The organism is Qipengyuania vulgaris, assembly GCF_009827325.1.
GTDB classification, from domain to species: Bacteria; Pseudomonadota; Alphaproteobacteria; order Sphingomonadales; family Sphingomonadaceae; genus Qipengyuania; species Qipengyuania vulgaris.
Genome location: NZ_WTYC01000001.1, coordinates 179,119 through 203,879, shown reverse-complemented (window position 1 = coordinate 203,879; position 24,761 = coordinate 179,119). Strand labels below are relative to the sequence as shown.

The following is a 24,761-nucleotide window of genomic DNA, read 5'->3' as shown; positions in this document are numbered from 1 at the left end:
CAATGGCCAAGTTCACATTCAACATGCCCGATATCGGCGAAGGCATTGCCGAGGCGGAAATCGTCCAGTGGCACAAGAAAGTCGGCGACATCGTCCAGGAGGACGAGGAATTCGTCGACATGATGACCGACAAGGCCACCGTGCCGATGGAAAGTCCGGTCACCGGAAAGATCCTCGAAGTGGCCGGCGAAGAAGGCGACATGGTCTCGATCGGCTCGATGCTGGTGGTGATCGAGGTCGAAGGCGAAGTGCCCGACGAGGTCATCGAAGAGAACGAGGCCGCAACCGAAGCGGCGCCTGCCCCTTCCCCGAAGGACAAGGAAGTCGAAGAACGTCTCGAAGTCGAGAATTCAGACGCCAGCGATGCCGACGATGCGATGGCGGCCGATCCCGCTCCGCCGCCTGCGCCCGCACCGGCCCCGGCACCCGAACCGGCACCGGCCGCTGCCGCCAAGGTTCTTGCCAGCCCGGCCGTGCGCAAGCGTGCGAAGGAACTCGGCGTCGATCTCGGCCAGGTCAAGCCGTCCGAAGAAGGCCGCATCCGCCACGGCGATCTCGACCAGTTCCTGTCCTACAATTCGGGGTACGCGCCGGCCGCGAAAACGCGCGGGGACGAGGAGCGGAAAGTCATCGGGATGCGCCGCCGCATCGCCGAAAACATGGCCGCTTCGAAGCGCAATATCCCGCATTTCACCTATGTCGAGGAATGCGACGTCACCGACCTGGAATTGCTGCGCGCCCAGCTCAACGACAGCCGCGGCGACAAGCCCAAGCTCACCATATTGCCGATGCTGATCACGGCGATCTGCAAGACGCTGCCCGAATTCCCGATGATCAACGCCCGCTACGATGATGAAGGCGGCGTGGTGACACGCCACGGTGCGGTAAATCTGGGTATGGCGGCGCAGACCGATGCCGGGCTGATGGTACCGGTCATCAAGAATGCGCACTCCCGGAACCTGTGGCAGCTCGCCAACGAGATTTCGCGTCTCGCCGATGCCGCGCGCAACGGCACTGCGAAGAAAGAAGACATGGAAGGCGGCACGCTGACCGTGACCTCGCTCGGGCCGCTGGGCGGCGTAGCGACCACGCCAGTCATCAACCGTCCCGAAGTGGCCATCATCGGCCCGAACCGCATCATCGAACGCCCGATGTATGTGACAGGCAGCGATGGAACGGAGCGGGTCGAGAAGCGCAAGCTGATGAACATATCGATCAGCTGCGATCACCGCGTTGTCGATGGGTTCGATGCGGCAAGCTTCATCCAGGCCTTGAAGAAGCTGCTGGAAACCCCGGCGCTGATACTGGTCGACTGATTTTGAAGGCTCCCGCTTCGGCGGGAGTTTTCATTTGGCAGGCGGTTCCAGCTCGAACGAATGCTGGATGTCGATTACCGATTTGGCTGCCAGTGCGCCGCCGCCCAGCATGGCGAGCGATGCGACCAGAAGTGCCTTCTGCAACATAGCGAAACCCCCGTTTTGCCCCACGTGATTTCGTGCGTCCAAAGTCGGCCCGAAAGGTAAATTTCGGGTAAATACCGATGGCCGGTCCAGCCCCGGCAAAAAGAGCGAATTTTCCCAGCCAATTTGCGTTGACAGGAATCGGAGCCTCCACTAGATGCGCGGCTCCCAAGGGGCGCTACAGCGCAAATGCGCGGGTGTAGCTCAGTTGGTTAGAGTATCGGCCTGTCACGCCGAGGGTCGCGGGTTCGAGTCCCGTCACTCGCGCCACCTTGGGATATTACCTTATTTCTGATGCTTGTCGCAAAAATAGGCGGTCCGTCCGCCTACCTTTGCGCTGGTGATTTCCCCGCCGCAGCGGCGGCATTCGGCACCCTTCTTGCGGTGACGGATCAGCCAGTCTTCCGGCAGTTCGCCATATTGCGCCCCGGCCCGGACAACGGCCTTCAGCACATCGCGCATCGTGCCATGTATCTCCGCCAGTTTCGCGTCGCCCAGATCGCTGGCGCGGGCTTGCGGGTTGATGCCGCACTGGAATAGCGTTTCATCCGACCAGAGATTGCCGATACCGGCCATTCGTTCCTGCTTCATCAAGGCCGCCTTGATCGCGCTGCGCGTCTTGCCGAAGGCCTGAACGAAAGCGTCCTTTCCGATGTCCAGGGCATCGGGTCCGAAGCCCTGCTGCGCGATATAATCGTCGGGATCGTCGATCACCCGGACATGGCCGAGCTTGCGCGGGCAGCGAAAGGCAAGACGGCGATCGCCTTCGAACCGGATCAGCAGCTTGGTGTGATCTGGCGGATCGTCAGGAGCGTCGAAGGGGACCAGACTGCCTGTCATGCCGAGATGGACGGTCATCCATGGTCCGGTTTTCGATCCGGCGAAGATGTTCTTGCCGTGCCGCCGCGTCTCGGTGAACTGCCGGCCGACCAGCCGGGCACGCTCGTTGTCGCCGGGCAGTTCGATATAGCTCACATTCTCGCCCAGCTCGACCGCTTCGATGGTGCGATTGAGGCATTCGCGTTCCAGCGTCAGGCGCTGGGTTTCGTTTTCTGGCAGTTCCGGCATGGCCTGGAAACGGAAGGCCGGGCGTGACGGTTCCGCTCAACCCGCTGCGCGCAGGCGGCGCAGGTTCTCTTCATGACCGGCCCTGTCGATCTTGTAGCGAGAAACGCAGTACAGCGCGCTCAGCCACAGCAGGAGGAGGGTGGGGGCATAGAAGGCCCCCAGACGCCACAGCGTTTCCGGCGAAACAGCGTCGGGGTCGGCGCCTTCGGGAAAGGCAATGAGCGACAGGATCAGGCCAGCGGCCGCCACCCCGATCCCCTGGGTGACTTTCCGCGTGAATGTCATCGCTGCGTAATAGACCCCTTCGCTCCGGCGGCCGGTGCGCAGCTGGTTCGATTCCACGAGATCGGCAATCATCGAATAGGAGACCGCCTGCACCGCGATGATGAGCGCGAGGTCGATCACGTTGATCCCCAGCACCAGAGGGAAAAGCAGTGGATCGCCATTTTCGGGCATCAGGCCGAAGAGGCGGAGGAGGACGGGCGCCGGCTGAATGGTGAAGGCAAGCAGCCCAAGCGTAATCGTGGCGCGTTTCTTGCCCAGCCGCCGCGTCGCCCAGGGGGCAAGCAGGAAACCCAGAAGCGCGGAGAAAAAGACGGTGCAGGTCCAGATGAAAATCTGGAATTCGCCGAAGCCCCAGAAATACCGCAGCATCAGGAAGGCGAGGGCAGCCGAGATCCCGGTGGCAATGGCGAACAGGACGGTGGCGAAGAACAGGGCGAGGAAGCTTTTCTCGCTCAGCGTTTCGATCATTTCGCGAAAGATCCGCGTGACGCTGTATCGCTCACCCGTGGCGACGGGGCGGTGGAGGTGGGGTATCCGGCTGTGGGTGCCGAGCGCCGATACCATGATCGCGGCAAAAATCAGGACCGAGGAAATGATGCCGTAGGTGGCATAGGCTTCCCGGTCGAGCATGCCGAGCGGGCCGGTCAGCAGGGCGCCGAACATGACTACGCTCATGATGCTCCCACCGGACCAGCCGAAGAACAGCCTGTAGGACTGGAGGCTGGTGCGTTCGTCGTAGTCGGTCGAAAGTTCGGGAATGAGGGCGGAACTCGGCGTCTCGTAAAAGGTGATGAAGGTGCGGATAAGCACCGCGAGACCGGTGAGATAGAGGAAGAGCCCGGTCTGGTTCAGTTCGGGCGGGTTCCAGAGGAGGAAGTAGCTGAATGCGACGGGCAGGGCGGCGGCATACATGAAGGGATGGCGCCGGCCCCATTTGCTGCGGAAATTGTCCGACCAGTATCCCACCAGCGGATCGGACAGCGCATCGAATACCAGCGCGATCAGGATGGCGAGGCCAACGAGGCCCGGCTCCAGCCCGATGACGGTGCCGTAGAAGAGCAGCAGGAAATAATCGAAACCGTTGTTCTTGATACCGAACGCCGCGGCGCCGAAGCCGTGCGCAAGTTTCAATCCCACCGACGGCTTGTCGGCGCCCGCGCCATCACCTGCCATGATCTCTCCCTCGGGAGCGACGCTATCCCAGCAGCTTGTCCTTGGCAATCAGCGCCAGGTGCCGGTTTCCATCCATTTGAGGAAACGGCCTAGCGGCAGCAGCCAGACGAGGCCGAGGAACAGATAGATCGCGGTCTGAACCAGCGTCGGCCAGTCGCCGATCAACTCCGGCATGTAGCGCGCGATCACGATGCCATAGACGATCAGCGCCAGCAGCAGGCCGAGCAGCCCCACGGGAATGCGCCAGGTCGGTTCGGTTCTCATGCGAAGGGTCCGTAAAACCGGGTGGTGGTGACCACGGCGCTCAGGGGCTGGTCGTGATCTTCGGTGGGCAGGTCTTCGGCCAGCTGGCAGTCCCAGGCGAGGCCGATGGGCGTGGCCTTGGGATGGTCCGCCAGCCACCGGTCGTAATGACCGCCACCCTGGCCAAGGCGCTTGCCACTGCTGGAAAAGCCGATGAGCGGCACGAAGAGCACGTCAGGCGTCAGGACGGGCGCGTCGGCGAAGGGCTGGAGCAGTCCGAACGGCCCGACTTCCAGGTCCTCTTCGTCATAGGGATCGGAGAAACGCGCGAATTCCATCGCGGCATTGCGGCTAGCAAAGCGGGGCACGGCAATTTCGTGGCCGCGATCGAGGAAGAACTTGGCGTAGGACGCTGCGGGTGCTTCGAACGGGTTTGCCCGGTACAGGCCGACCACCGTGCCTTCGGGCACGAGATCGAGCAGCGGGGCAGGCGGGCGGTGGAATACCAGGCTGCGCATCGAAGCGGGCAGCGCCGCGACCTGATCGCGCCGGGCGGCGCGCAATTGCTTGCGAAGTTCGTCCTTGGTCACGCGTCCCTCATAAATCCGATACCGCGATCACAACTTCTCCGCCAAGGCAGCGGAAGCGCAGCGGGCCACCGGCCTTCCGGCAGCGAGTATAAGTGACGGGACCGCCATGGGTCGTTGCCGGAAAATCCTCTGACGCCTTTACGTCAGGTGGGCGCCGTATATCCAGATTGCCAGGACAAACCCGCCAATCCGGTAGGGACAGCTCCCTAGGATTGCTTATAGCCTCAGGGATGTTCATGCGGCTCGTGCCGGGCAGCCCCGCCGTTTCCCTATTTAGGAGGTCTGCGAGCCGCCCTCAAGCCTCATCGCTGCATTTTCGAGCGAGACTGCGAGCCGTTCGAGCTTTTCGGCAACGCGGTCGGTGTCAATTGCGGGCGGGGGCGGGGCGCTTGCCCGCGCCGCCTTGCCTTGGGCATCTTCAAGTTCGTCGGCCAGTATCAGCGCGGCAAAGAGCAGGTTCTTGGCCTCGTTGCTCGACAGGTTCGGGCCCATTGCCGCCAGCTTCCCGTCGATCACCGACGCGAGCCGCTGGACGTTTTCTTCCTGCCCGTCGGCGCAGGAAACGGTGTAGTGCCGTCCGCCGACCTTGAGCCTTACATCGCTCATTTCTCGAGGCTTTCGATGAGATCGTCCAGTTGCGAGAGGCTTGCCGATACACGGGCTTTCAGCGCCTCGTGGCGGGCCGCGATTTCGCCCTCGCCACCGGATCTGCCGGCCTGCGCCTCGATCCGCGCAAGCGCGCGTTCGATCCTATCAATAGCGCCGGAGATACGTTGCTCGCTCATACAGGTCCGGAATTAACGCCAAGAGGCTGCCTTGGCAAAGGCTTGCGGCTGCCTGTTGATAAATCGCGCAAGCAAGGCGGAGCGGCGTTCCACACCGAGCCTCGGGTTGACCTTGCGCGCGCCCTCCGCGAAGGGTGCGCGCGCGTCGAATCGCCCCATATTTTCGGAGAATGATCCCCATGAGTCTCGACACCGCTCGCATGGTCCGGATGGCCAACGCCATCAGGGCACTTTCCATGGATGCGGTGCAGGCGGCAAATTCGGGGCATCCCGGCATGCCGATGGGGATGGCGGATGTGGCCACCGTGCTGTGGAGTGAATATCTCCGGCACGATCCCAAGGCCACCGACTGGGCCGACCGCGACCGCTTCGTGCTGTCGGCCGGACATGGCTCGATGCTGATCTACAGCCTGCTGCATCTTTCGGGGTACGAGCACCCGACGATCGACGATATCCGCAACTTCCGCCAGCTGGGTTCGCCCTGCGCGGGCCACCCGGAAAACTTCCTGCTCGACGGCGTCGAATGCACCACCGGTCCGCTGGGCCAGGGGCTTGCCATGGCAGTCGGCATGGCGATTGCGGAGCGCAAGCTGAACGCCGATTTCGGCGACGACCTTGTCGACCACCGCACTTGGGTGGTCGCGGGCGACGGCTGCCTGATGGAAGGCATCAACCACGAGGCGATCGGGCTTGCCGGGCATCTCAAGCTCGGCCGGATGAACGTGCTGTGGGATGACAACCAGATCACCATCGACGGCTCGACCGACCTATCGACGAGCGAGAACATCAAGGCCCGCTACGAGGCGACCGGGTGGCACGTCGCGACCTGCGACGGTCACGATTTCGATGATATCCGCCGCGCGCTCGACGAGGCGCTGGCAAACGAGCGCCCCTCGCTGATCGCCTGCCGCACCGTCATCGGCAAGGGCGCGCCCAACAAGCAGGGTACCAGCGCCACCCATGGCGCGCCGCTGGGCGACGATGAAATCTCCGCCGCACGCGATGTGCTTGGCTGGGAAGCGAAGCCGTTCGAAATTCCCGAAGAGGTGCTGTCCGACTGGCGCGGTACGGCCGGTGCCGGGGCAAGGGCGCACGGTGAATGGCTAGACCGCCTCTCCGCCCACAGCCAGCGTACAGAGTTCGAACGCCGCATGGCGGGTGACTTGCCGGAAAACTTCAGTCTCGACGGCTATATCCAGTCGCTGATCGCAGAGCCGCAGAAGGTCGCCACCCGCAAGGCCAGCGAAATGGCGCTCGGCGAGATCAACGGCCAGTTGACCGAGACCATGGGCGGCAGCGCCGATCTCACCGGCTCCAACAACACCAAGGCGGGCGGCATCGGTCCGTTCACGGCTGACGATTATTCGGGCCGCTATATCTATTACGGCATCCGAGAGTTCGGCATGGCTGCGGCGATGAACGGCATGGCGCTGCACGGCGGGGTGATCCCCTATGGCGGCACCTTCCTCGTCTTCACCGACTATTGCCGCGCCGCGATCCGCCTGTCGGCGCTGCAGCAGACGCGCGCGATCTACGTGATGACGCATGACAGCATCGGGCTGGGCGAGGATGGTCCCACGCACCAGCCGATCGAGCATGTCCAGTCGCTGCGGATGATCCCGAACCTGCTGGTCATGCGACCTGCCGATGCAGTCGAAACGGCGGAGTGCTGGGATATCGCACTGCGTGAGAGTGATCGTCCAACAGTACTCGCGCTGAGCCGCCAGAACCTGCCGCAGGTCCGTACTTCCGCGGACGAAACCGGACTGTCCTCGAAGGGCGCCTACCGCCTCAAGCAGGCCGAAGGCGAGCGCCGGGTCATTCTGGTCGCCACGGGATCGGAAGTCCATGTCGCGCTGGAATGTGCAGAGCGGCTGGAGCAGGAAGGCGTGGGCGCGGACGTCGTCTCGATGGTCTGCACGCAGTTGTTCGACGAGCAGGACGAAAGCTACAAGGCGGACCTGTTGCCGAATGTCGCGCCGGGCGAGATCCTGCGCGTGAGCATCGAGGCCGGTACGACCTTCGGCTGGGAGCGCTATACCATGTCGAACGGCCTCAATATCGGGATCGATCGCTTCGGCGCCAGTGCACCGGCAAGCGATCTCTTCGAGAAATTCGGTATCACGGCGGACGCCATCGTTCCGCAAATCATGAACAAATTGAACGGTTAAGCAGGAGCTTTTCGCATGGCCACCAAGGTTGCAATCAATGGTTTCGGACGTATCGGCCGCCTCGTGGCGCGCGCAATCCTGGAACGCGACGATCACGATCTCGAACTAGTGAGCATCAACGATCTAGCCGACACCAAATCCAACGCCCTGCTGTTCCAGTATGACAGCACGCATGGCCGTTTTCCCGGGACCGTCGAGGTCGGGGACAATGCCATCATCGTGAACGGCAAGTCGATTGCAGTCACCAGCGAGCGTGACCCGGGCGACCTGCCGCATGCATCGCAGGGCATCGATATCGTGCTCGAATGCACCGGCTTCTTCCAGAGTCACGAGCAGGCCGAACCGCACCTGAAGGCGGGCGCCAAGCGCGTGCTCATTTCGGCTCCGGCGAAGAACGTTTCCGCCACTATCGTTTACGGCGTAAACCACGAAACGCTGACGGCGGACGACGTGATCGTCTCCAACGCCAGCTGCACCACCAACTGCCTTTCGCCGATGGCGAAGGTGCTCCACGACACCGTGGGTATCGAACGTGGCTTCATGACCACGATCCACAGCTATACCAACGACCAGCGCATGCTCGACCAGATGCATGGCGACATGCGCCGTGCGCGCGGCGGTGCACAGAACATGATCCCGACCACCACTGGCGCAGCCCGCGCCGTCGGCCTGGTCCTGCCGGAACTCGCCGGCAAGCTCGACGGGTCGTCGGTCCGTGTGCCGACGCCGAACGTCAGTCTCGTCGATCTGGTCTTCACCCCCGGGCGTGACACGAGTGCCGAGGAATTGAACGCAGCGCTCAAGGCTGCCTCGGAAGGCAAGATGAAGGGCGTTCTCGATTATACCGACCAGCCGCTCGTTTCTTCCGACTTCAACCACTATCCGGCCAGCTCGACCATCGACAGCCTCGAAACCAGCGTGATGGAAGGCAAGCTTGCCCGTGTCGTCAGCTGGTACGACAATGAATGGGGCTTCTCGAACCGGATGATCGACACCGCCGGCGTGATGGCGAAGTTCCTCTAGCAAATCTCACCCGTTCGCCCTGAGCTTGTCGAAGGGCCGTCCTTTTCTTTGAGTGCTGGGCCAGAAGTAAGAACGGGGCTTCGACAGGCTCAGCCCGAACGGAACTGGCTCATGGCGAAATTCAAGACCCTGGACGACCTTGGCGACATAACCGGCAAGGTCGCGCTCGTGCGGGTCGACCTGAACCTCCCTATGAAGGACGGGTCGGCCACCGACGTCACGAGGGTCGAAGCTGTAAAGCCCACCATCCTCGAGCTATGCGAGCGTGGGGCCAAGGTCCTGCTGCTGGCCCATTACGGGCGTCCCAAGGGGCAGCGTCATTCGACAATGAGCACCAGCTTCGTGCAGGGTGATGTCGAAAAGGTGCTGGGCAAGGAGATCATGTTCATTCCCGAGCTCAAGGGACCGGTGGTCGAACAGTCGATCGGCATCCTGTCGGATGGCGATATCGGACTGCTGGACAATGTCCGCTTCTGGCCCGGTGAAGAGGCGAACGATCCCGAATTCGCCAAGGGCATCGCCACGCTCGGCGATTTCTACGTCAACGACGCCTTTTCCGCCGCGCACCGCGCCCATGCCACCACCGAAGGCCTGGCGCATCATCTGCCGGCCTATGCGGGCCGCGCGATGGAGGCCGAACTCAAGGCGCTGGATGCGGCGCTCGGCAGGCCGGAGCAACCGGTCGCGGCCGTCGTTGGCGGAGCAAAGGTTTCCACCAAGCTCGATGTGCTGGAGAATCTCGTCGGCAGGGTGCAGCACCTCATCATCGGGGGCGGAATGGCGAACACCTTCCTCGCCGCGCGCGGGGTCGATGTGGGCAAGTCGCTATGCGAGCACGATCTCACCGATACGGCGAACCGCATCATGGATCAGGCCGATCATGCGGGGTGTACCGTCCATCTTCCGTATGACGTCGTGGTCGCGAAGGAATTCGCGGCGAACCCGCCGAGCATGCGGACTTGCAACGTACACGAAGTCGCTTCGGACGAGATGATCCTCGATGTCGGACCGCAAGCCGTCGAAGCTCTGGGTGACGTGCTCAAGACCTGTCGCACGCTGGTCTGGAACGGCCCGCTGGGCGCATTCGAGACCGAGCCTTTCGACACGGCGACCGTCGCACTCGCCAAGACTGCGGCTGCGCTGACTCAGGATGGTTCCCTCACCTCGGTAGCCGGCGGCGGTGATACCGTGGCGGCGCTTGCCCATGCGGGTGTGAAGGATGATTTCACCTTCGTCTCGACCGCTGGCGGAGCGTTCCTCGAATGGATGGAAGGCAAGGATTTGCCCGGGGTGGCTGCGCTCAAGGCCTGACGCGAAACGGGCCTAGCGATATTCCGGGTTCGGTGCGTCGAAGCGGCTTCCGTCTTCCCACAGGTCGACCGAATTCCCCCATGCCGGGATGCCGCCAGCGTCTTTGAGCATGCGCGCCATGTGCATCAGGTTCCATGTCATGAATGTGGCGTTGCGGCGGGTGAAATCATTGTCGAAACCGACATATCCGCTGCCATCTTCCTTGGCATCGCCATAGCTGGGGCCGGGCCCCGCTTCGCCGATCCATCCCGCGTCGGCCTGCGGCGGGATCGTGTAGCCGACATGCTGGAGCGAATAGAGCACCCCCATGCCGACGTGCTTTATCCCGTCTTCGTTCCCGGTAACGATGCATCCGCCGACTTTTCCGTAAAAGACGTATTGGCCTTTCCCGTTGGTCTGGCCGGAATGGGCATACAGCCGTTCGATCAGGCGCTGGCAGACCGAGGATTTTTCGCCAAGCCAGATGGGAGTTCCGACCACCAGGATGTCGGCAGCCTCCACCTTCTTCCAGATATCGGGCCAGTCGTCTTTCTCCGCCCCGTGCTCCGTCATATCGGGATAGACACCCGGCGCGATCTCGTGGTCCACCAGCCGCACCTGATCGAGCGATACATTGTTCCGCACTAGGATCGCCTCGACCACGCCGAGGAGCTTGTCGGTATGCGAGCCTTCGGGTGAGCGTTTCAAGGTGCAGTTGACCGTCAGCGCTTTCAGATCCGAATAATCGTTCGAATGGTCTTCACAGAGCTTCTTCTGGGTCTCGTCGAGCATGGATTCTCCTGTCTCTACCGTGGATTACGAACGAAGTGGCGAATTGTTGCCCGGAGGCTGTTGCAGGTGCGAAGGGCCTTTTGTATGGGCCGCGCATACGAATGCAGCCCATGGGGATTTACAGATGACTTTCGACGAAATGCGCGACCGGATCGCACACGGACAGGGCTTTATCGCGGCGCTGGACCAGTCGGGCGGATCGACCCCCAAGGCGTTGCGCGGATACGGCGTGGAAGAAGGCGATTGGGAAGGCGATGAGCAGATGTTCGGCCTCATCCACGAAATGCGCCAGCGCATCATCGAGGCACCCTGTTTCGGCAATGGCAAGGTCCTCGGCGCGATCCTGTTCGAAAAGACCATGGAAGGGACGAGCGGCGGCAAGAGCGTGCCAGCGCGTCTCAAGGAACGCGGCATCGTTCCTTTCCTGAAGGTCGACAAGGGCCTCGAGGACGAGCGCGAGGGCGCGCAGCTGATGAAGCAGAACCCAAACCTTGAGGCGATGTGCGCGCGGGCGAAGGATCTCGGCGTGTTCGGCACCAAGATGCGCAGCGTGATCAAGTCGGCCAATCCGGTGGGGATCAAGGAAGCGGTGCGTCAGCAGTTTGCAGAAGGCGCACGCATCTTGTCCTGCGGCCTCGTGCCCATGCTCGAGCCCGAATACGACATCACCTCTGCCGACCGTGCCGAGGGCGAGAAGATCATGCTGGAAGCGATCGAGGAGGGGCTGGAAGCTCTTCCCGAGAGCCAGCAGGTCATGCTCAAGCTTTCGATCCCCAAGTACGCCGGGCTATATTCTGGGCTGACGAAGCACCCCAGGGTGCTGCGCGTGGTTGCGCTTTCGGGCGGGTATTCGACGGAAGAGGCTTGCAGCGAGCTTGCAAAGAATCCCGGCATGATCGCCAGCTTCAGCCGCGGCTTGCTGCAGGATCTGCGCAAGCAGCAGAGCGATGAGGAATTCGACGGCACGCTTTCGAGCGCGATCGACCGGATTCACGCCGCCAGCGTGGCCTGATCTCTCGCAGCGAGCGGCCTAGCGCCGCTCGTAAACGAAGCGGTATTCGCCGGGCTGCGTTTCGCGGTCCTGCCGTTTTTCCGGCAAGCCGGAGACTAGCACGTAGGTGCGGCTCAGGACCTCGTGCGGTTCGCCCAGCGTCAGGTCCACGGTCTGCGCCCAGTGGGTCGAGGTGATGCGGGTCGAAACGGTAAGCTTGCCGGCCCATACGCAGCGCGCATTCTCCGGACACCTGCTGTCCTCCACCACCGCGAGCGGGGTAAGGATCGCATCACCCGTCCAGACGGGTTGGCCAATGCCCACCGGGGTCCCCTGTGCCGCCGCATCCTGTCCCACGCGGGGCGTGTCGGGGATTACCGCGCAGGAAGCGAGCGGGAGGGCGATGAGCGCGAGCGCGAATAATCTTGCCATGGCCGCGAGATAGCGCCCGCTTCGCTTTCCCCAATCTGAATGTCGACGAATGGCGTTCTTGGCGATACGGGCGGAGCGATGGCCCAAAAGATAACCACGCAGCTTTACCTGATCTCGCCGCTCGACGTGGCGGGCGACTTCCCCCGCCGGCTCGAACGCGCGCTCGAAGCGGGGAAGGGGGTCGTCACCGCTTTCCAGTTTCGGGTGAAAGGGCTCGACCAGCATGATGCCGCTGCGCTTGCCGAACCATTGCAGGAAATCTGCGCGGCGCACGACGTGGCCTTCATCGTCAACGATTCGGTTGCGCTCGCCAAGAGACTGAAGGCCGATGGCGTCCATCTGGGCCAAGGCGATGGCGATGTGAAGGAGGCGCGCGAGGAGCTCGGCCGCGAAGCCCAGATCGGCGTGACCTGCCATGCATCGCGCCATCTCGCGATCGAAGCAGGCGAAGCCGGTGCCGACTATGTCGCGTTTGGCGCCTTTTTCCCGAGCGCAACCAAGGAGACCGAGCATCGTGCGGAATTGCAGTTGCTCGAATGGTGGCACGAAATAGTCGAAATTCCGTCGGTTGCGATTGGCGGGATTACTCCGGAGAATTGCAGGCCAATCATCGAAGCTGGGGCAGACTTCCTGGCGGTATCCGGCGCAGTATGGTCGGGCGATGAAGTTGCAGCGGTGAAAGCCTTCGTGGAGCAAATCTCCAAGGCATGAGTTGTCTTATTGAACGGGGCGGGTCGCCTCCCCAAGTTTCAGGAGATACCTCGTGCGCACCCTTCTTTTCGTTGCAGTTTCTTCGGTTGCCCTCGCCGCATGCGGTATGAACGGGGCCGAAGAGGAAACCGAACCGGCCACCGTGCAGGCTGAACCTGCCGAAGATTACGGATACGAAACCTACGACGAGAACAATCTCGCCGACTCCATGGCATCGAACGACGATGAACCGCGCGAAACCGAGACGATCCCCGACCCGGAAGAACGCCCGATCATGCAGGCGCAGGTCGTGCTGGACCGGCAAGGCTGGGGGCCGGGCGTAATCGACGGCAAGATGGGCATGAGCACGGAAAACGCGTTGCGCGGTTTCCAGGAAGCCAACGAGCTGGAAATCACCGGCGAGCTGGACGAGGAGACCGAAACGGCACTGGCGGACTGGGATTCGATACCTGCGACCCGCGTTGTCACCATTCCCGCAAGCTGGGGAGACGCCCGGTATTACGAGATTCCGGAGGACCCGGCAGAGAAAGTCGAGATGGAGAGGCTTGGATACAAATCCCTCGACGAGCGGTTGGCCGAGCGCTTTCACACGACGGTAGAGGTGCTCCGCGAACTCAATCCGAACGGACGACCTGCCGGGGCCGGTTCGCCTGCCGGGCCGAGCGAAGGAGATGCCGATCAACCTGCATCCGCAGATTCGAGCGAGGGCTATTTTGCGGCGGGTCAGCAAGTCCGCGTGCCCAATATCGGTGCCGACCGCATCGAGAAGGGCGCGATAGAGGATCGCGACTGGCAAACGACGCTCGCGAGCCTGGGAGTGGGCACCGAACAGCCCGAGGTGGACCGGATCGTGGTCAGCAAGGCGGGCAAGACGCTGAAGGCATACCAGGGCGAAGAGCTTGTCGCGCTTTTCACCGTCAGTTCGGGCTCGAGCGAATTCCCCTTGCCGCTGGGCGAATGGGACATTGTGGGTGAGGCATACAATCCGCCTTACCAATATGACCCCGATGTGCTTGGGAAGGATAATGCGGACGATAGCGTGCACACATTCCCACCCGGCCCGAATGGCCCGGTCGGGGTAGTCTGGATCGACCTGTCGAAGGAGCATTACGGCATCCACGGAACGCCCGACCCGGAAACGATCGGCCGCGCCCAGTCGAGCGGTTGCGTCCGCCTTACCAATTGGGATGCTGCCCGGCTCGCCGGAATGGTGTCGCAATCGACGCAGGTGATTTTCGAGAGCTGAGGGGCTAGGGAGCTGAAATGAACCTGATCGATCGTCTGCTCACCATCGTCGTCACTGCCACCGTTACCAGCGCGATCTGGATCGTGGCGGGTGGCAGCCTTATCGAAAACGCGACAGGCAACAGCCAGCGCGATACCACTCGTCCGGCCGAGGCGGCACCGAGTCCTTCACCTGCCGGCGCCGGGTCCGGTCCGCCAGGAACGGAAACGCCTGTCTCAGAGGAAGCACGGAGCTCAGCGCCGCTGACGACCGACTTCGCAAGGCAAGTTGATGCACGCGCCGCAAGAGAACTGATCATCCCGGTTCTGAATGTCCGGCCCGCCGAACTGAGTGACACTTTCACCGATTCTCGGAGCGGCGGCGAACGATTGCATGAAGCCATCGATATCATGGCTCCGCGAGGTACCAGCGTGATCGCTGCAGGCCCGGGCACGATCGAAAAACTGTTCCGCTCCGATGCCGGCGGGAACACTATTTACGTCCGCTCGGCCGACGGGCGAACGATTCATTATTACGCCCACATGGAAGAATATGCCGAAGGCCTGAAGGAAGGGCAGCAGCTGCGCCGCGGCCAGCGTCTGGGAACGGTGGGATCGAGCGGGAATGCCTCCGCCGAGGCGCCCCATCTGCATTTCGCCATCCTGCAAACCACGCCGGATGCGGCGTGGTGGGAACCGGCCAATGCCGTCAATCCGTATCCGTTGCTGAGCCGCCGCTGAAATTTCAGTCGCTTACCGGACCTGCCCGGTGGCAGCGCAGACGACCCAATTTTCCGCCGCGGTCGACTTCCTGAAGCATGCCCGAAGATACGCGCATCATCCGCATGCCTTTCATTGGTCCGCGGGTAAAAGTGATGCGCTTTCCTTCCATCAAATAGGTGCCCGACCCGTTGCCGGCCTTGTAGCTGGATGCGCCGGTAATCGCGAAATTGCGCCCCTCGACCTCTTGCCAGGCGGACCCGTCGGCGCTGCCTGGAAGTGCGCAGACATATTCGCCCTGCGGAAGCAGGCCGAGGCGGCCCTGCGCCAGTGCGGGAGATGCGGTAAGCGTCGCAGCGGACGCCAAGACGGCGATAGCAAACGATTTCATTTCATACCCTCCAAGGCCCTCATATAGGGATATCGCGGCAAAATTTCCACTGCCTTGCCGAGCGCCCTGTCAGCCTGTAAGGGCGCTCACGCACGACCGTCCGATGCCGGGCGGCGCTCTTTCACATCGAGGCAGACTCCCATGAAGATCAGCGGCGTGGACATCCGTCCGGGCAACATCATCGAATACGAAGGCGGCATCTGGAAAGTCGCCAAGATTCAGCACACCCAGCCGGGCAAGGGCGGCGCCTACATGCAGGTCGAGATGAAGAACCTGCAGGATGGCCGCAAGACCAACGTCCGCTTCCGCAGTGCCGATACGGTCGAAAAGGTCCGTCTGGATACCGAAGAATACCAGTTCCTCTACGAAGATGGCGATATGCTCGTTTTCATGGACCAGAACACATACGAGCAGATCACGCTTCCGAGCGATCTTCTGGGCGATGCCCGCCCGTTTCTGCAGGACGGAATGCAGGTGAAGCTCGAGCTTTGGGAAGAGAAGCCGATCTCGGTCGAGCTTCCCGCGCAGATCGAAGCCGAAATCGTCGAGGCAGATGCCGTTGTGAAGGGACAGACTGCCTCTTCCAGCTACAAGCCTGCCGTGCTGGACAACGGCGTGCGCATCATGGTTCCTCCGCATATCGGAAGCGGGACGCGCATCATCGTCGACGTCTACGATCAGAGCTACGTCGGCAAGGCGAGCTAAGGGCGGTCACATGGGCAAATCCATCGCCAGTCGGTTCGATAATATCGACATCGCCAAGAGCACGTTGCGCGCAGTCATCATCAACGATGACGAGTTGACGCTGGAGATGGATTTCTGCCTCGAGCCTGCGCATCCGGACTATGAAGATCCGGGCGCGGATGAGGAATGCTGCTGGCATCCCGGCCTGCTCAAGTTCGCCGGGATCAGCAAGCTGCAACTCGATCGGCGCGAGACCGCCGGCGATGGAATGCAGCGCCGCTTCGCAATCGAGACATTCAACATCGAAGGCACGAAGTTCGACATGGCCTGCGAGTGGGGCGACATCCACCTCCAGGCCCGTTCGATCCGTGTCCTGACCGAATAAGAGAGTATAATGGCCGCAATTTCCGGACTGATCCGCGTGATGGAGAAGGCCGCCCGCAAGGCGGGTGGCCGCCTGCGCCGCGACTTCGGCGAGATCGAGCACCTGCAGGTTAGCCGCAAGGGCCCTGCCGACTTCGTATCGAAGGCAGACATGCGCGCCGAGCGTGCGATCTACGACGAGCTTCTGGCTGCGCGTCCGGACTGGGGCTTCGAAATGGAAGAAGCGGGCACCATCGAGGGCAAGGATGGGATGCCGCGCTGGATCGTCGATCCGCTCGACGGAACCAGCAACTTCCTTCACGGAATCCCGCATTTCGCGATCAGCATTGCCGTGCAGGAGCGCAAGCTGGGTAGCGACGATTGGGGCGATGTCACCGCTGCGGTGGTCTACAACCCGGTGACCGACGAGACTTTCTGGGCCGAGAAGACGCGCGGCGCGTGGCTGCATGACGGGCGCCTGCGCGTTTCATCTCGCCGCAATCCATCGGAAGCGTTGATCGCAACTGGCATCCCTGTCGCGGGGCACGGCGATTTCGGCGAGTGGTCCAAGATTTTCAACGCCATCGGCCCGAACGTGGCGGGCATCCGCCGGTTCGGCGCGGCCTCGCTCGATCTCGCCTGGCTTGCGGCGGGTCGCTTCGACGGCTTCTGGGAAAGCGGTCTGAAAGACTGGGATACGGCAGCTGGCTGCCTGATCGTTCGTGAGGCGGGAGGATTCGTCTCGGATTACCGCGGCCGTTCGCAGCAGATTCATTCCAAGCAGGTCCTCGCAGCGAACGATCAGTTGCACTCCAAGCTGCACAAGATGCTTGCCAACGCGCTCAAATAGTCAGCGCTTGATGCATCGAAGTCATTGAATGCTTGATGGAGCGATGCGGCGCGGCTAACGCGTCGCGCTCCAACACAGTGCCCCTGTGGCGGAATTGGTAGACGCGCTCGACTCAAAATCGAGTTTCTTACGAAGTGCCGGTTCGAGTCCGGCCAGGGGTACCATCCAGCGCAATCGGAATCTGGTTTAAAAGACCGCGGTTCAGCGCCCGATATGCTCGCGAAATCGCTTGATATTCGGCGATAGCGATGGGATTGACCTGACCGAATGATCGGGATGCCGTCCTACCACGCGATTGCTGCCATGGCGGTAACGATCGCCATGTTTATCGCCTTTGCTCGAGGGCGAATGTCGGTCGAGATTATCTCGCTGATGACCATCGCCGTGATTGCGGTGGGGCTCTATTTTTTCCCGCTCGAAGGCACGGCTCCGACCGACGGCCTCTCGCTCGCGTTCTCGGGCTTCGGCCACTACGCGCTCATCACCATTTGCGCCCTCATGATCATGGGGCGCGGGTTGGTCGTTACCGGTGCGCTGGAACCTGCTGCACGCCTCCTTGAACGTGTCTTCAAGATCAATGGGCAACTCGGCCTGCTGATTTCGCTGGTGGTTGCGATGTTTCTGTCGATGGCGGTCAACGACACGCCCGTACTCGTGCTTCTCCTGCCCATCTTCGTCGCGCTGGCGCACCGCGGAGGCATGCCGGCGTCGAAGACGCTGATCCCCATCAACGCAGCGGTACTGATTGGAGGAATGGCCACGACGATTGGTACGTCCACGAACATCCTCGTCGTATCTATCGCCGTGGATCTCGGCATGCGCGAAATGGGCGTATTCGATTACACGCCGATCGTCCTCTTTGCGGCGGTGTTTGCCCTGCCTTACCTCTGGCTGGTCATGCCGCGCCTGCTTGGCGATAACCGGGTCTTCGATCAGCATGAATTGCGCCGCTTTGTGACCCGGTTGAGAGTGACCGAGGATTCGATGCTCAACGGGCGCGAATTGGCCGAAGTGGTCAAGCGCCTCCCGGAAGGAATCGAGTTCGAGGAAGTGCCACCCGGATTGATGCGGGCGAACCAGCGCCTCACCATGACCGGCACTCACGAGGTGATCGAGGAAGCCGCAAGAGTTCTTCGGGGGGACGCTGCGCCTTCTTGGGTGATGGAGCGTATCCGTCGGAGTTCCCAGGAAAAGCGCATCGATATTGCCGTCGTCGAAATGACCGTCACGGCCGACTCTCGCCTCATCGGCCGGACCCTGCCTACTTCAGGGATTGCGGACCTCTATGGTGTAGCGGTGATTGGCCTTCACAGGCCCAAGCGGCTGGTAGGGGAAAGGAATAAATTCTCTGTCGGCGGGGACATGCGTATCGTCGAGGGCGACGTCTTGCTCGTGATGGGTCTGCCCGACGACCTGCAAAATTTCGCCCAAGGCGATAGTCTCCTCAAGCTCGAAGGCATGCGCGAATTGCCGCGCCGCTCGAAAGCAACGCTTGCCGCGGCCATCATGATCGGATCGGTGGCCCTTGCCTCGGTCGGGTTACCCTTTTTCGGGAGCGAGGGGTTCTTCTTGCTCAAGGTTCCGATCGCCATTTCAGCGCTGGCGGGTGCGATCTTGATGTTCGTGACCGGTTGCGTGAAGTTCGACCGGGTCGGCCGTGCCTTGTCCGGCAAGGTGATCGTACTGGTCGCCGCCAGTATTGCGATCGGACGGATCGTTCTGGAAAGTGGGGCGGCAGACTGGCTGGGACTGCTGATTTCATCCGGCCTGCAGCATCTGCCGCCTGCAGGCGTGCTCGCTGCGATCATGCTGTTTGTCACTCTTCTCACGAACTTCGCGTCGAACGCGACTGCGGCCACCGTCGGTACGCCGATTGCCTTCAGCATCGCTGCGCAACTCGGCTTGCCGCCAGAGCCATTGGTGCTGGCCGTGCTGTTCGGCTGCAATCTCTGCTATGCGACGCCGATCGCATATCAGACGAATATGCTCATAATGGCCGAGGGCAGCTATGAATTTGGCGATTATATCCGCACCGGAATCCCCTTGGTGGTGATCATGGTTGCTGCGCTTTCTGTGGGACTGGTCCTGACCTACCAGCTCTAAGGGCCTTTCCTATCGCGCGCGCCTCTGCCAGTCTTGCAGCGCAGAACGCGGGGAAGACCGGAGGCAGGAAGTTTTCCCCTTTGGCCCCGCGTTCCATGTTTTCCATTCTGGAGGGGTACCAGACTATGTCCTATATTCATTCTAAAGCACTCGCTGCCGCTTGCGTAACGACGCTCGCTTTCGCGTCGCCGGCTAGCGCCCAGGACCTGCGCACTTCGCTAGACGAAGACATGCCCGGTCTGATGGAGCTTTACCGCGACCTTCATGCCCATCCCGAGCTCAGCTTCGAAGAACACGAGACGGCCGCCAAGCTCGCCGAACGTATGCGAGCGCTTGGCTTCGAGGTAACCGAGGGCGTGGGGCAAACGGGCGTGGTCTCGGTCATGCGCAATGGCAACGGTCCTACCGTAATGCTGCGTGCAGACATGGACGGGCTGCCCGTTGTCGAGCAGACCGGGCTTCCCTTTGCCAGCAAGGAAACGGCTACGCCCGCCAGCGGTGTCACGACGGGTGTCATGCATGCATGCGGACACGATACGCACATGGCCGGATTCATCGGCGCTGCCCAATTGCTGGCCGAGCGAAAGAACGAATGGCAGGGCACGCTGGTCATGATCCTCCAGCCTGCCGAGGAGCTGGGTCTGGGTGCGCTCGCAATGCTGGAAGACGGATTGTACGAGCGGTTCCCCAAGCCCGAATATGTGATTGCGTTTCACGATGCGGCCGCGCCCGCACCGGCGGGCACAATCGGCTATACACCCGGGTATGCACTGGCGAACGTCGACAGTGTAGATATCACTGTTAAGGGAGTTGGCGGACACGGTGCCTATCCGCACACCACCAAGGACCCGATTGTCCTGGCCAGCGCGATCGTCATGAAACTGCAGACGATCGTCAGCCGGAATTCCTCGCCTCTCGATCCCGCCGTTATAACGGTCGGCAGCTTCCATTCGGGCGCGAAACACAACATCATTTCCGACGAGGCGAAGTTACAACTGACCGTGCGCAGCTATTCGGATGAAAGCCGCCAACTGCTGCTCGACGGCATAAAGCGCGTAGCCCGCGGCGAAGCGATCACTACAGGATTGTCCGAAGATCTCTATCCTGTGGTGACGGTGGAAGAGCCCTATACGCCCTCGACCTTCAACGATCCCGACTTCAGCGAAGAGCTTGCAGCCGGTTTCCGCCAGCGGTTCGGCGAGGACCGCGTCATGCAATGGCCCGCAGTCATGGGCGGCGAGGATTTCAGCCAGTTTCGCCGCGCTGCGCCGGATGACGTAAAATCGATGATCTTCTGGATCAGCGGAACCCCGGCCGAAATGCTCACTGCGCTGGAAGAGGAGGGCAAGCCCCTCCCGTCTCTGCATTCGCCGTTCTGGGCGCCAGACGCGGAAGCGGTTGTGCGGACCGGTGCCGAAGCACTCGCTGCTGCGGCACTCGACCTGATGCCAGCCAACGGCGGATAAATTGACGGCTGCCGGAGCGTTGGGGCACTCCGGCAGCCGCTTCTCCTCCCCAGGAGAACTTTTTGAGGATAGGCGCTTCTCGCGCTACCTCTTCGTTACTTGAGCCCAGTCAGGCGTCCGACGGCACGTAGGTGCCGAGGCGGTGGTGCAGCGCGTTGATCTTGGCCAGTTCCTCGCGGTCCTCCGTCTGTCGCGCGTAGCTGGTGAGAGCGGTACGGAGCAGGCGGAAATCGGCGGTCGAAAAAAGGGCGCGGGCGCGACCCGGTTCAGTCTTCGGAGTGTCTTCGGTCATCGTAGTCATCCTTCCTCTCCTTACGCCGCAGCGAACTGGTTCATGGTATTGTCCTTGCCGCCGGCCTTGAGGGCCGCTTCGCCGGCAAAGTATTCCTTGTGGTCATCGCCGATATCCGATCCGGCCATGTTCTGGTGCTTCACGCAGGCGATACCTTGGCGGATCTCCTCGCGCTGCACGTTCTTCACGTAACCAAGCATCGCCTGCTCGCCGAAGTATTCACGGGCGAGGTTGTCGGTGCTCAGTGCTGCCGTGTGGTATGTCGGCAGGGTGATGAGGTGATGGAAGATGCCCGCCTCGCGCGCCGCATCCTTCTGGAAGGTGCGGATACGCTCGTCGGCCTCGGCGGCGAGATCGGTGCCGTCGTAATCCACGCTCATCAGCTTGGCGCGGTCATAGGCCGAGACGTCCTTGCCCGCTTCTTCCCAGAGATCGTGAACCTGCTGGCGGAAGCTGAGGGTCCAGTTGAAACTGGGCGAGTTGTTATAGACCAGCTTGGCATTCGGGATAACCTCCCGAACGCGGCTTACCATCCCGCCGATCTGGCCGATATGCGGCTTCTCGGTCTCGATCCACAGCAGGTCGGCCCCGTTCTGGAGCGCGGTGATGCAGTCCAGGACACAGCGGTCCTCTCCGGTTCCAGCACGGAACTGGTAAAGGTTGCTGGGCAACCGCTTCGGAGCGAGCAGCTTGCCATCGCGACTGATGAAGACCTGACCGTTCTTGATGTCAGCAGTGTCGACCTCATCGCAGTCGAGGAAGCTGTTATACTGGTCGCCCAGATCACCGGGTTCCTTGGAGAACGCGATCTGCTTGGTGAGGCCGGCACCGAGGCTGTCGGTGCGAGCGACGATGATGCCCTCTGGAACGCCAAGTTCGAGGAATGCATAGCGGATGGCGCGGATCTTCTGGAGGAATTCCTCATGCGGCACGGTGACCTTGCCATCCTGGTGGCCACACTGCTTCTCGTCCGACACCTGGTTCTCGATCTGCAAGGCGCAAGCGCCCGCCTCGATCATCTTCTTGGCGAGCAGGTAGGTCGCTTCGGCATTGCCGAATCCGGCGTCGATATCGGCGATTATCGGCACGACATGCGTCTGGTGCTCGTCGATTTCCTTGAGCAGGCGATGTGTATTCACCGCGTCGCCCCCGGCCTTCGCCTCGTCGAGTTCACGGAACATCATCCCGAGTTCGCGGGCGTCCGCCTGCTTGAGGAAAGTGTAGATTTCTTCGATCAGACCCGGGACCGACGTCTTTTCGTGCATCGACTGGTCAGGCAGCGGACCGAAGTCGCTGCGCAGCGCGGCAACCATCCAGCCCGAAAGATAGAGGTACCGGCGCTTGGTGCTGCCGAAGTGCTTCTTGATCGAGATCATCTTCTGCTGCGCGATGAATCCGTGCCAGCAGCCGAGCGACTGGGTGTAGTTTGCCGGATCGCGATCGTATGCTTCCATGTCTTCGCGCATGATCTTCGCGGTGTAGCGGGCGATATCGAGCCCGGTCGGGAAGCGGTTCTGGACAGCCATGCGAGCAGCGCTGGCAGCGTCGATCGCGGCCCAGCTATCTCCGCTGCGACCGATCGCTTCGTTCATTTCCGCGATGTTGCTCTGGTAGGTCATTGGGTCGTCTCCTGATGCTCGGGTCGCCTGCCGAAGGCGTTGCAGGGACTATGGGCACCGAAGCGCAAATGAGAGAGAGAAATTTACAAGATTTGTTGTCTAAATTGGCTTTATTGGCTAATCACCTTGTCAAGCTGTCAAGGAATTTACAAAAATGGCTGACGGGAATGTGCGTGCCGGGCCGGCCATTCGCCGTCTTCGAAAGCGCGAAAAGCTGTCGCAGGCGGCAATGGCTGGAAGACTATCGATTTCGCCCAGTTATCTGAATCTGATCGAGCGTAATCAGCGCCCGGTCAGCGCGCGCGTGATCATGGCTCTGGTCGAGCAGTTCGACTTCGATCCGCGAAGCATACGAGAGGATGAAAGCATTGGCGGACTGGACGGCCTTGTGCGTCGCTTCGCCGACGAACGCTTTGTGGATCTGGGAATCGATAGGGAAGAGCTTGACGAGTTCCTTGCGACAGCCCCGCATGCGGCCGCCGCTTTTGCACGGCTTTACGACAATGTCGGACCCGGCGGCGATCCCGGGGACGATCCCCTCGCTGCCTCGCGGCAGGAGATCGAGCGCTGGCGGAACCATTTCGCCGACCTCGATCACGCTGCAGAAGAACTCGCGGACGAAATGCGTCTCTCACGCGGTGACATCGGGCTTGCGCTGACGGAACGTCTGCGCGAGCGCCATCAGCTTTCGGTGCGAATATTGCCGCAGGAGGTCTTGCCGGACAGCCTCAGTCGGCTCGACCTGCATGCTCGCCAGGTCCAGCTTTCGGAAATGCTGGGACCCGCCTCGCGCAATTTCCAGCTCGCTCTCCAGATCGCGCAACTCGAAAAACGCGACGAGATTATGGCCGTGGCACAAGGGGCTCAATTCAAGGACGAGGCTGCACGTGCACTCTTTAAGCGCTATCTCGACGGCTATTTCGCGGCGGCGCTGCTCATGCCCTATGGCCGCTTCCTGAGAGCCTGCGAAGCGACCGGTTACGATCTCCCTGTGCTGGAACGCCGTTTTTCGGTGAGTTTCGAACAACTCGCGCATCGCCTTACGACGCTCCAGCGTGTCGGCCAACGCGGTCTGCCGTTCTTCATGGTTCGTCTCGATCGGGCCGGGCAGTTTTCCAAGAGCTTCATGGGCGCAAGCACTGCGCGTTTTGCCGGAGAAGACGTTTCCTGCCCCCTCTGGGACGCGCATCGCGCGTTCGAGCGTGGCGGCGAGCTGGTGGTACAATATGTTTCGCTCGCAGATTCAAGCGAGGTGCAGGGGGGGTGGCTGACGATGATGAGGAGCGTCGAAGGCAGCGGAGCCGCAGGCTCGGCGCGTTTCGTCATCGCAGTTGGGATCGAAGCGGTACTTGCCAGTGAATTGGCGCAGGCGCGGGGTCTTTCCCTCCGATCTGCCAACGCCCAGCCGATCGGACCCGGCTGCGCACGGTGTCACCGTGAGAGCTGCCCTCAACGATCTCTTCCTCCTCGTGGCCGCAAGTTGCAGTTCGATCGGATGCGAAGGGGCACCACACCTTTCGAATTCGGCGATCCCTAAGTGCGTTAACCCTCTTTGTGCGGAACCGCTCTGCCCCTCGCCGCGTTTTCGCCACAATAAAGGTTCCAGGAAGGACTTGAAATGACCGAAGAACGGATAACTGAAACGCGCACTCCCTCGGGCGATACGCATACCACTCACACCGTCGTGACCGACGGCGAAGGTCGCCGCAGCGGCCGATCCGGGTGGGTGATTGCCCTGATCGTGCTGGTACTGGCCATTGGTGCCATCTTCATCTTCTCTCAGATGAGCGGAGCCGAAGTCGCCAAGGACAATGCAGTGGCAGGGGCCGCAGCCGAGGTGGGCGAGGCCGCCGGCCAGGTGGGCGATGCTGCCCAGAATGCAGGCGACGCGGTCCAGGAATCGGTCGAGAACTAAGGCCTCAACTGCAGGCATCAAAGCGCGAGGGGCGTCTCCGGCCGTCCTTCGCGCTTTTCATATATTGTATCATGTAAAATTTACCGACATTTCACCAATCTCACGCTAGGCAGCGGACAG

Annotated in this window: 26 protein-coding genes, 2 tRNA genes and 1 other RNA gene; 17 read left to right on the top strand and 12 right to left on the bottom strand. The window is 61.7% G+C overall.

The window, feature by feature from the left end:
• Positions 1-2: 2 nt before the first annotated feature.
• Both GRI69_RS01045 and GRI69_RS01040 read left to right on the top strand, forming a co-directional pair.
• Positions 3-1,316 carry a dihydrolipoamide acetyltransferase family protein gene (locus GRI69_RS01045; RefSeq protein WP_160726469.1) on the top strand — a complete coding sequence of 438 codons (1,314 nt, stop codon included), beginning with the start codon at positions 3-5 and terminating at the stop codon, positions 1,314-1,316.
• 337 nt (positions 1,317-1,653) lie between these two features.
• Positions 1,654-1,730: transfer RNA gene (locus GRI69_RS01040), tRNA-Asp, on the top strand.
• Positions 1,731-1,745: 15 nt separating this feature from the next.
• Here GRI69_RS01040 and GRI69_RS01035 read toward each other — a convergent pair.
• The 7 genes from GRI69_RS01035 to GRI69_RS01010 all read right to left on the bottom strand — a co-directional run bounded on the left by GRI69_RS01035 (position 1,746) and on the right by GRI69_RS01010 (position 5,604).
• Positions 1,746-2,528, bottom strand: a complete 783-nt coding sequence (locus GRI69_RS01035) for an Fpg/Nei family DNA glycosylase (protein ID WP_160726468.1) — start codon at positions 2,526-2,528, stop codon at positions 1,746-1,748.
• Positions 2,529-2,564: 36 nt separating this feature from the next.
• A complete protein-coding gene (locus tag GRI69_RS01030; protein ID WP_160726467.1) occupies positions 2,565-3,986 on the bottom strand; it encodes an MFS transporter in 1,422 nt (473 codons plus the stop codon).
• A 48-nt stretch (positions 3,987-4,034) separates the two neighbouring features.
• Entirely contained in the window at positions 4,035-4,250 is a 216-nt protein-coding gene (locus GRI69_RS01025; RefSeq protein WP_160726466.1) for a DUF2842 domain-containing protein, read from the bottom strand.
• Positions 4,247-4,819, bottom strand: coding sequence for a 5-formyltetrahydrofolate cyclo-ligase (locus GRI69_RS01020; RefSeq protein WP_160726465.1), 573 nt, complete (start codon positions 4,817-4,819; stop codon positions 4,247-4,249). The genes GRI69_RS01025 and GRI69_RS01020 overlap by 4 nt, the downstream gene beginning before the upstream one ends.
• A gap of 94 nt (positions 4,820-4,913) precedes the next feature.
• A non-coding RNA gene (ssrS, locus tag GRI69_RS16460) (6S RNA) lies at positions 4,914-5,081 on the bottom strand.
• A gap of 11 nt (positions 5,082-5,092) precedes the next feature.
• The gene (locus GRI69_RS01015) at positions 5,093-5,425 is read right to left on the bottom strand and encodes a cell division protein ZapA (RefSeq protein ID WP_160726464.1); all 333 of its coding nucleotides are present in this window, start codon (positions 5,423-5,425) and stop codon (positions 5,093-5,095) included.
• Positions 5,422-5,604 carry a hypothetical protein gene (locus GRI69_RS01010; protein ID WP_160726463.1) on the bottom strand — a complete coding sequence of 61 codons (183 nt, stop codon included), beginning with the start codon at positions 5,602-5,604 and terminating at the stop codon, positions 5,422-5,424. Before GRI69_RS01010 ends, GRI69_RS01015 begins: the two co-directional genes overlap by 4 nt.
• A 179-nt stretch (positions 5,605-5,783) precedes the next feature.
• Between GRI69_RS01010 and tkt the strand changes: the two genes are divergently transcribed.
• The 3 genes from tkt (at position 5,784) to GRI69_RS00995 (ending at position 10,109) form a co-directional block, all read left to right on the top strand.
• On the top strand, positions 5,784-7,775 hold the full coding sequence (gene tkt / locus GRI69_RS01005; protein ID WP_160726462.1) for a transketolase: 1,992 nt from the start codon (positions 5,784-5,786) through the stop codon (positions 7,773-7,775).
• Between the two features lie 15 nt (positions 7,776-7,790).
• Complete coding sequence (gene gap / locus GRI69_RS01000; protein ID WP_160726461.1) at positions 7,791-8,798, top strand: type I glyceraldehyde-3-phosphate dehydrogenase; 1,008 nt, start codon at positions 7,791-7,793, stop codon at positions 8,796-8,798.
• A 111-nt stretch (positions 8,799-8,909) separates the two neighbouring features.
• The gene (locus tag GRI69_RS00995; protein ID WP_160726460.1) at positions 8,910-10,109 is read left to right on the top strand and encodes a phosphoglycerate kinase; all 1,200 of its coding nucleotides are present in this window, start codon (positions 8,910-8,912) and stop codon (positions 10,107-10,109) included.
• A gap of 12 nt (positions 10,110-10,121) precedes the next feature.
• Here GRI69_RS00995 and GRI69_RS00990 read toward each other — a convergent pair whose 3' ends face one another.
• Positions 10,122-10,880, bottom strand: coding sequence for a flavodoxin family protein (locus tag GRI69_RS00990; RefSeq protein ID WP_160726459.1), 759 nt, complete (start codon positions 10,878-10,880; stop codon positions 10,122-10,124).
• Between the two features lie 124 nt (positions 10,881-11,004).
• Here GRI69_RS00990 and GRI69_RS00985 point away from each other — a divergent pair, with 124 nt between their 5' ends.
• Entirely contained in the window at positions 11,005-11,892 is an 888-nt protein-coding gene (locus tag GRI69_RS00985) for a fructose bisphosphate aldolase (protein ID WP_160726458.1), read from the top strand.
• 18 nt (positions 11,893-11,910) lie between these two features.
• Here the strand turns inward: GRI69_RS00985 and GRI69_RS00980 are convergent, their stop codons facing one another.
• On the bottom strand, positions 11,911-12,303 hold the full coding sequence (locus GRI69_RS00980) for a hypothetical protein (RefSeq protein ID WP_160726457.1): 393 nt from the start codon (positions 12,301-12,303) through the stop codon (positions 11,911-11,913).
• A 78-nt stretch (positions 12,304-12,381) separates the two neighbouring features.
• On the opposite strand from GRI69_RS00980, the gene thiE reads away from it, so the two are divergent.
• From thiE to GRI69_RS00965, 3 genes are read left to right on the top strand one after another with little or no spacing between them, the layout of a single operon-like run.
• Positions 12,382-13,014 (top strand): thiamine phosphate synthase, encoded by a 633-nt coding sequence (gene thiE / locus GRI69_RS00975; protein WP_160726995.1) that lies wholly within the window; start codon positions 12,382-12,384, stop codon positions 13,012-13,014.
• A gap of 52 nt (positions 13,015-13,066) precedes the next feature.
• Positions 13,067-14,260 (top strand): L,D-transpeptidase family protein, encoded by a 1,194-nt coding sequence (locus tag GRI69_RS00970; RefSeq protein WP_337191003.1) that lies wholly within the window; start codon positions 13,067-13,069, stop codon positions 14,258-14,260.
• A gap of 17 nt (positions 14,261-14,277) precedes the next feature.
• Entirely contained in the window at positions 14,278-14,979 is a 702-nt protein-coding gene (locus tag GRI69_RS00965) for a M23 family metallopeptidase (protein WP_160726456.1), read from the top strand.
• 4 nt (positions 14,980-14,983) lie between these two features.
• Here GRI69_RS00965 and GRI69_RS00960 read toward each other — a convergent pair whose 3' ends face one another.
• Complete coding sequence (locus tag GRI69_RS00960; RefSeq protein ID WP_237452877.1) at positions 14,984-15,349, bottom strand: elongation factor P; 366 nt, start codon at positions 15,347-15,349, stop codon at positions 14,984-14,986.
• Between the two features lie 141 nt (positions 15,350-15,490).
• On the opposite strand from GRI69_RS00960, the gene efp reads away from it, so the two are divergent.
• From efp to GRI69_RS00930, 6 genes are all read left to right on the top strand, one after another.
• Entirely contained in the window at positions 15,491-16,054 is a 564-nt protein-coding gene (gene efp, locus GRI69_RS00955; RefSeq protein WP_160726455.1) for an elongation factor P, read from the top strand.
• 10 nt (positions 16,055-16,064) lie between these two features.
• A complete protein-coding gene (locus GRI69_RS00950) occupies positions 16,065-16,418 on the top strand; it encodes a hypothetical protein (RefSeq protein WP_160726454.1) in 354 nt (117 codons plus the stop codon).
• A 9-nt stretch (positions 16,419-16,427) separates the two neighbouring features.
• The gene (locus tag GRI69_RS00945; protein WP_160726453.1) at positions 16,428-17,246 is read left to right on the top strand and encodes an inositol monophosphatase family protein; all 819 of its coding nucleotides are present in this window, start codon (positions 16,428-16,430) and stop codon (positions 17,244-17,246) included.
• Positions 17,247-17,325: 79 nt separating this feature from the next.
• Positions 17,326-17,410, top strand: a tRNA-Leu gene (locus GRI69_RS00940).
• Between the two features lie 112 nt (positions 17,411-17,522).
• Positions 17,523-19,349, top strand: coding sequence for an SLC13 family permease (locus GRI69_RS00935; RefSeq protein ID WP_337191002.1), 1,827 nt, complete (start codon positions 17,523-17,525; stop codon positions 19,347-19,349).
• A gap of 125 nt (positions 19,350-19,474) precedes the next feature.
• Positions 19,475-20,815, top strand: coding sequence for an amidohydrolase (locus tag GRI69_RS00930; protein ID WP_160726991.1), 1,341 nt, complete (start codon positions 19,475-19,477; stop codon positions 20,813-20,815).
• A 109-nt stretch (positions 20,816-20,924) separates the two neighbouring features.
• On the opposite strand, the gene GRI69_RS00925 is transcribed toward GRI69_RS00930, so the two are convergent.
• Together GRI69_RS00925 and GRI69_RS00920 are read right to left on the bottom strand one after the other, a co-directional pair.
• Positions 20,925-21,107, bottom strand: coding sequence for a hypothetical protein (locus GRI69_RS00925; RefSeq protein ID WP_160726990.1), 183 nt, complete (start codon positions 21,105-21,107; stop codon positions 20,925-20,927).
• Positions 21,108-21,127: 20 nt separating this feature from the next.
• Positions 21,128-22,726 carry an isocitrate lyase gene (locus GRI69_RS00920; RefSeq protein ID WP_160726452.1) on the bottom strand — a complete coding sequence of 533 codons (1,599 nt, stop codon included), beginning with the start codon at positions 22,724-22,726 and terminating at the stop codon, positions 21,128-21,130.
• Between the two features lie 154 nt (positions 22,727-22,880).
• Between GRI69_RS00920 and GRI69_RS00915 the strand changes: the two genes are divergently transcribed.
• Together GRI69_RS00915 and GRI69_RS00910 are read left to right on the top strand one after the other, a co-directional pair.
• Complete coding sequence (locus GRI69_RS00915) at positions 22,881-24,263, top strand: helix-turn-helix domain-containing protein (RefSeq protein WP_160726451.1); 1,383 nt, start codon at positions 22,881-22,883, stop codon at positions 24,261-24,263.
• 81 nt (positions 24,264-24,344) lie between these two features.
• Positions 24,345-24,641, top strand: a complete 297-nt coding sequence (locus GRI69_RS00910) for a hypothetical protein (protein ID WP_160726450.1) — start codon at positions 24,345-24,347, stop codon at positions 24,639-24,641.
• The last annotated feature ends 120 nt before the right edge of the window (positions 24,642-24,761 follow it).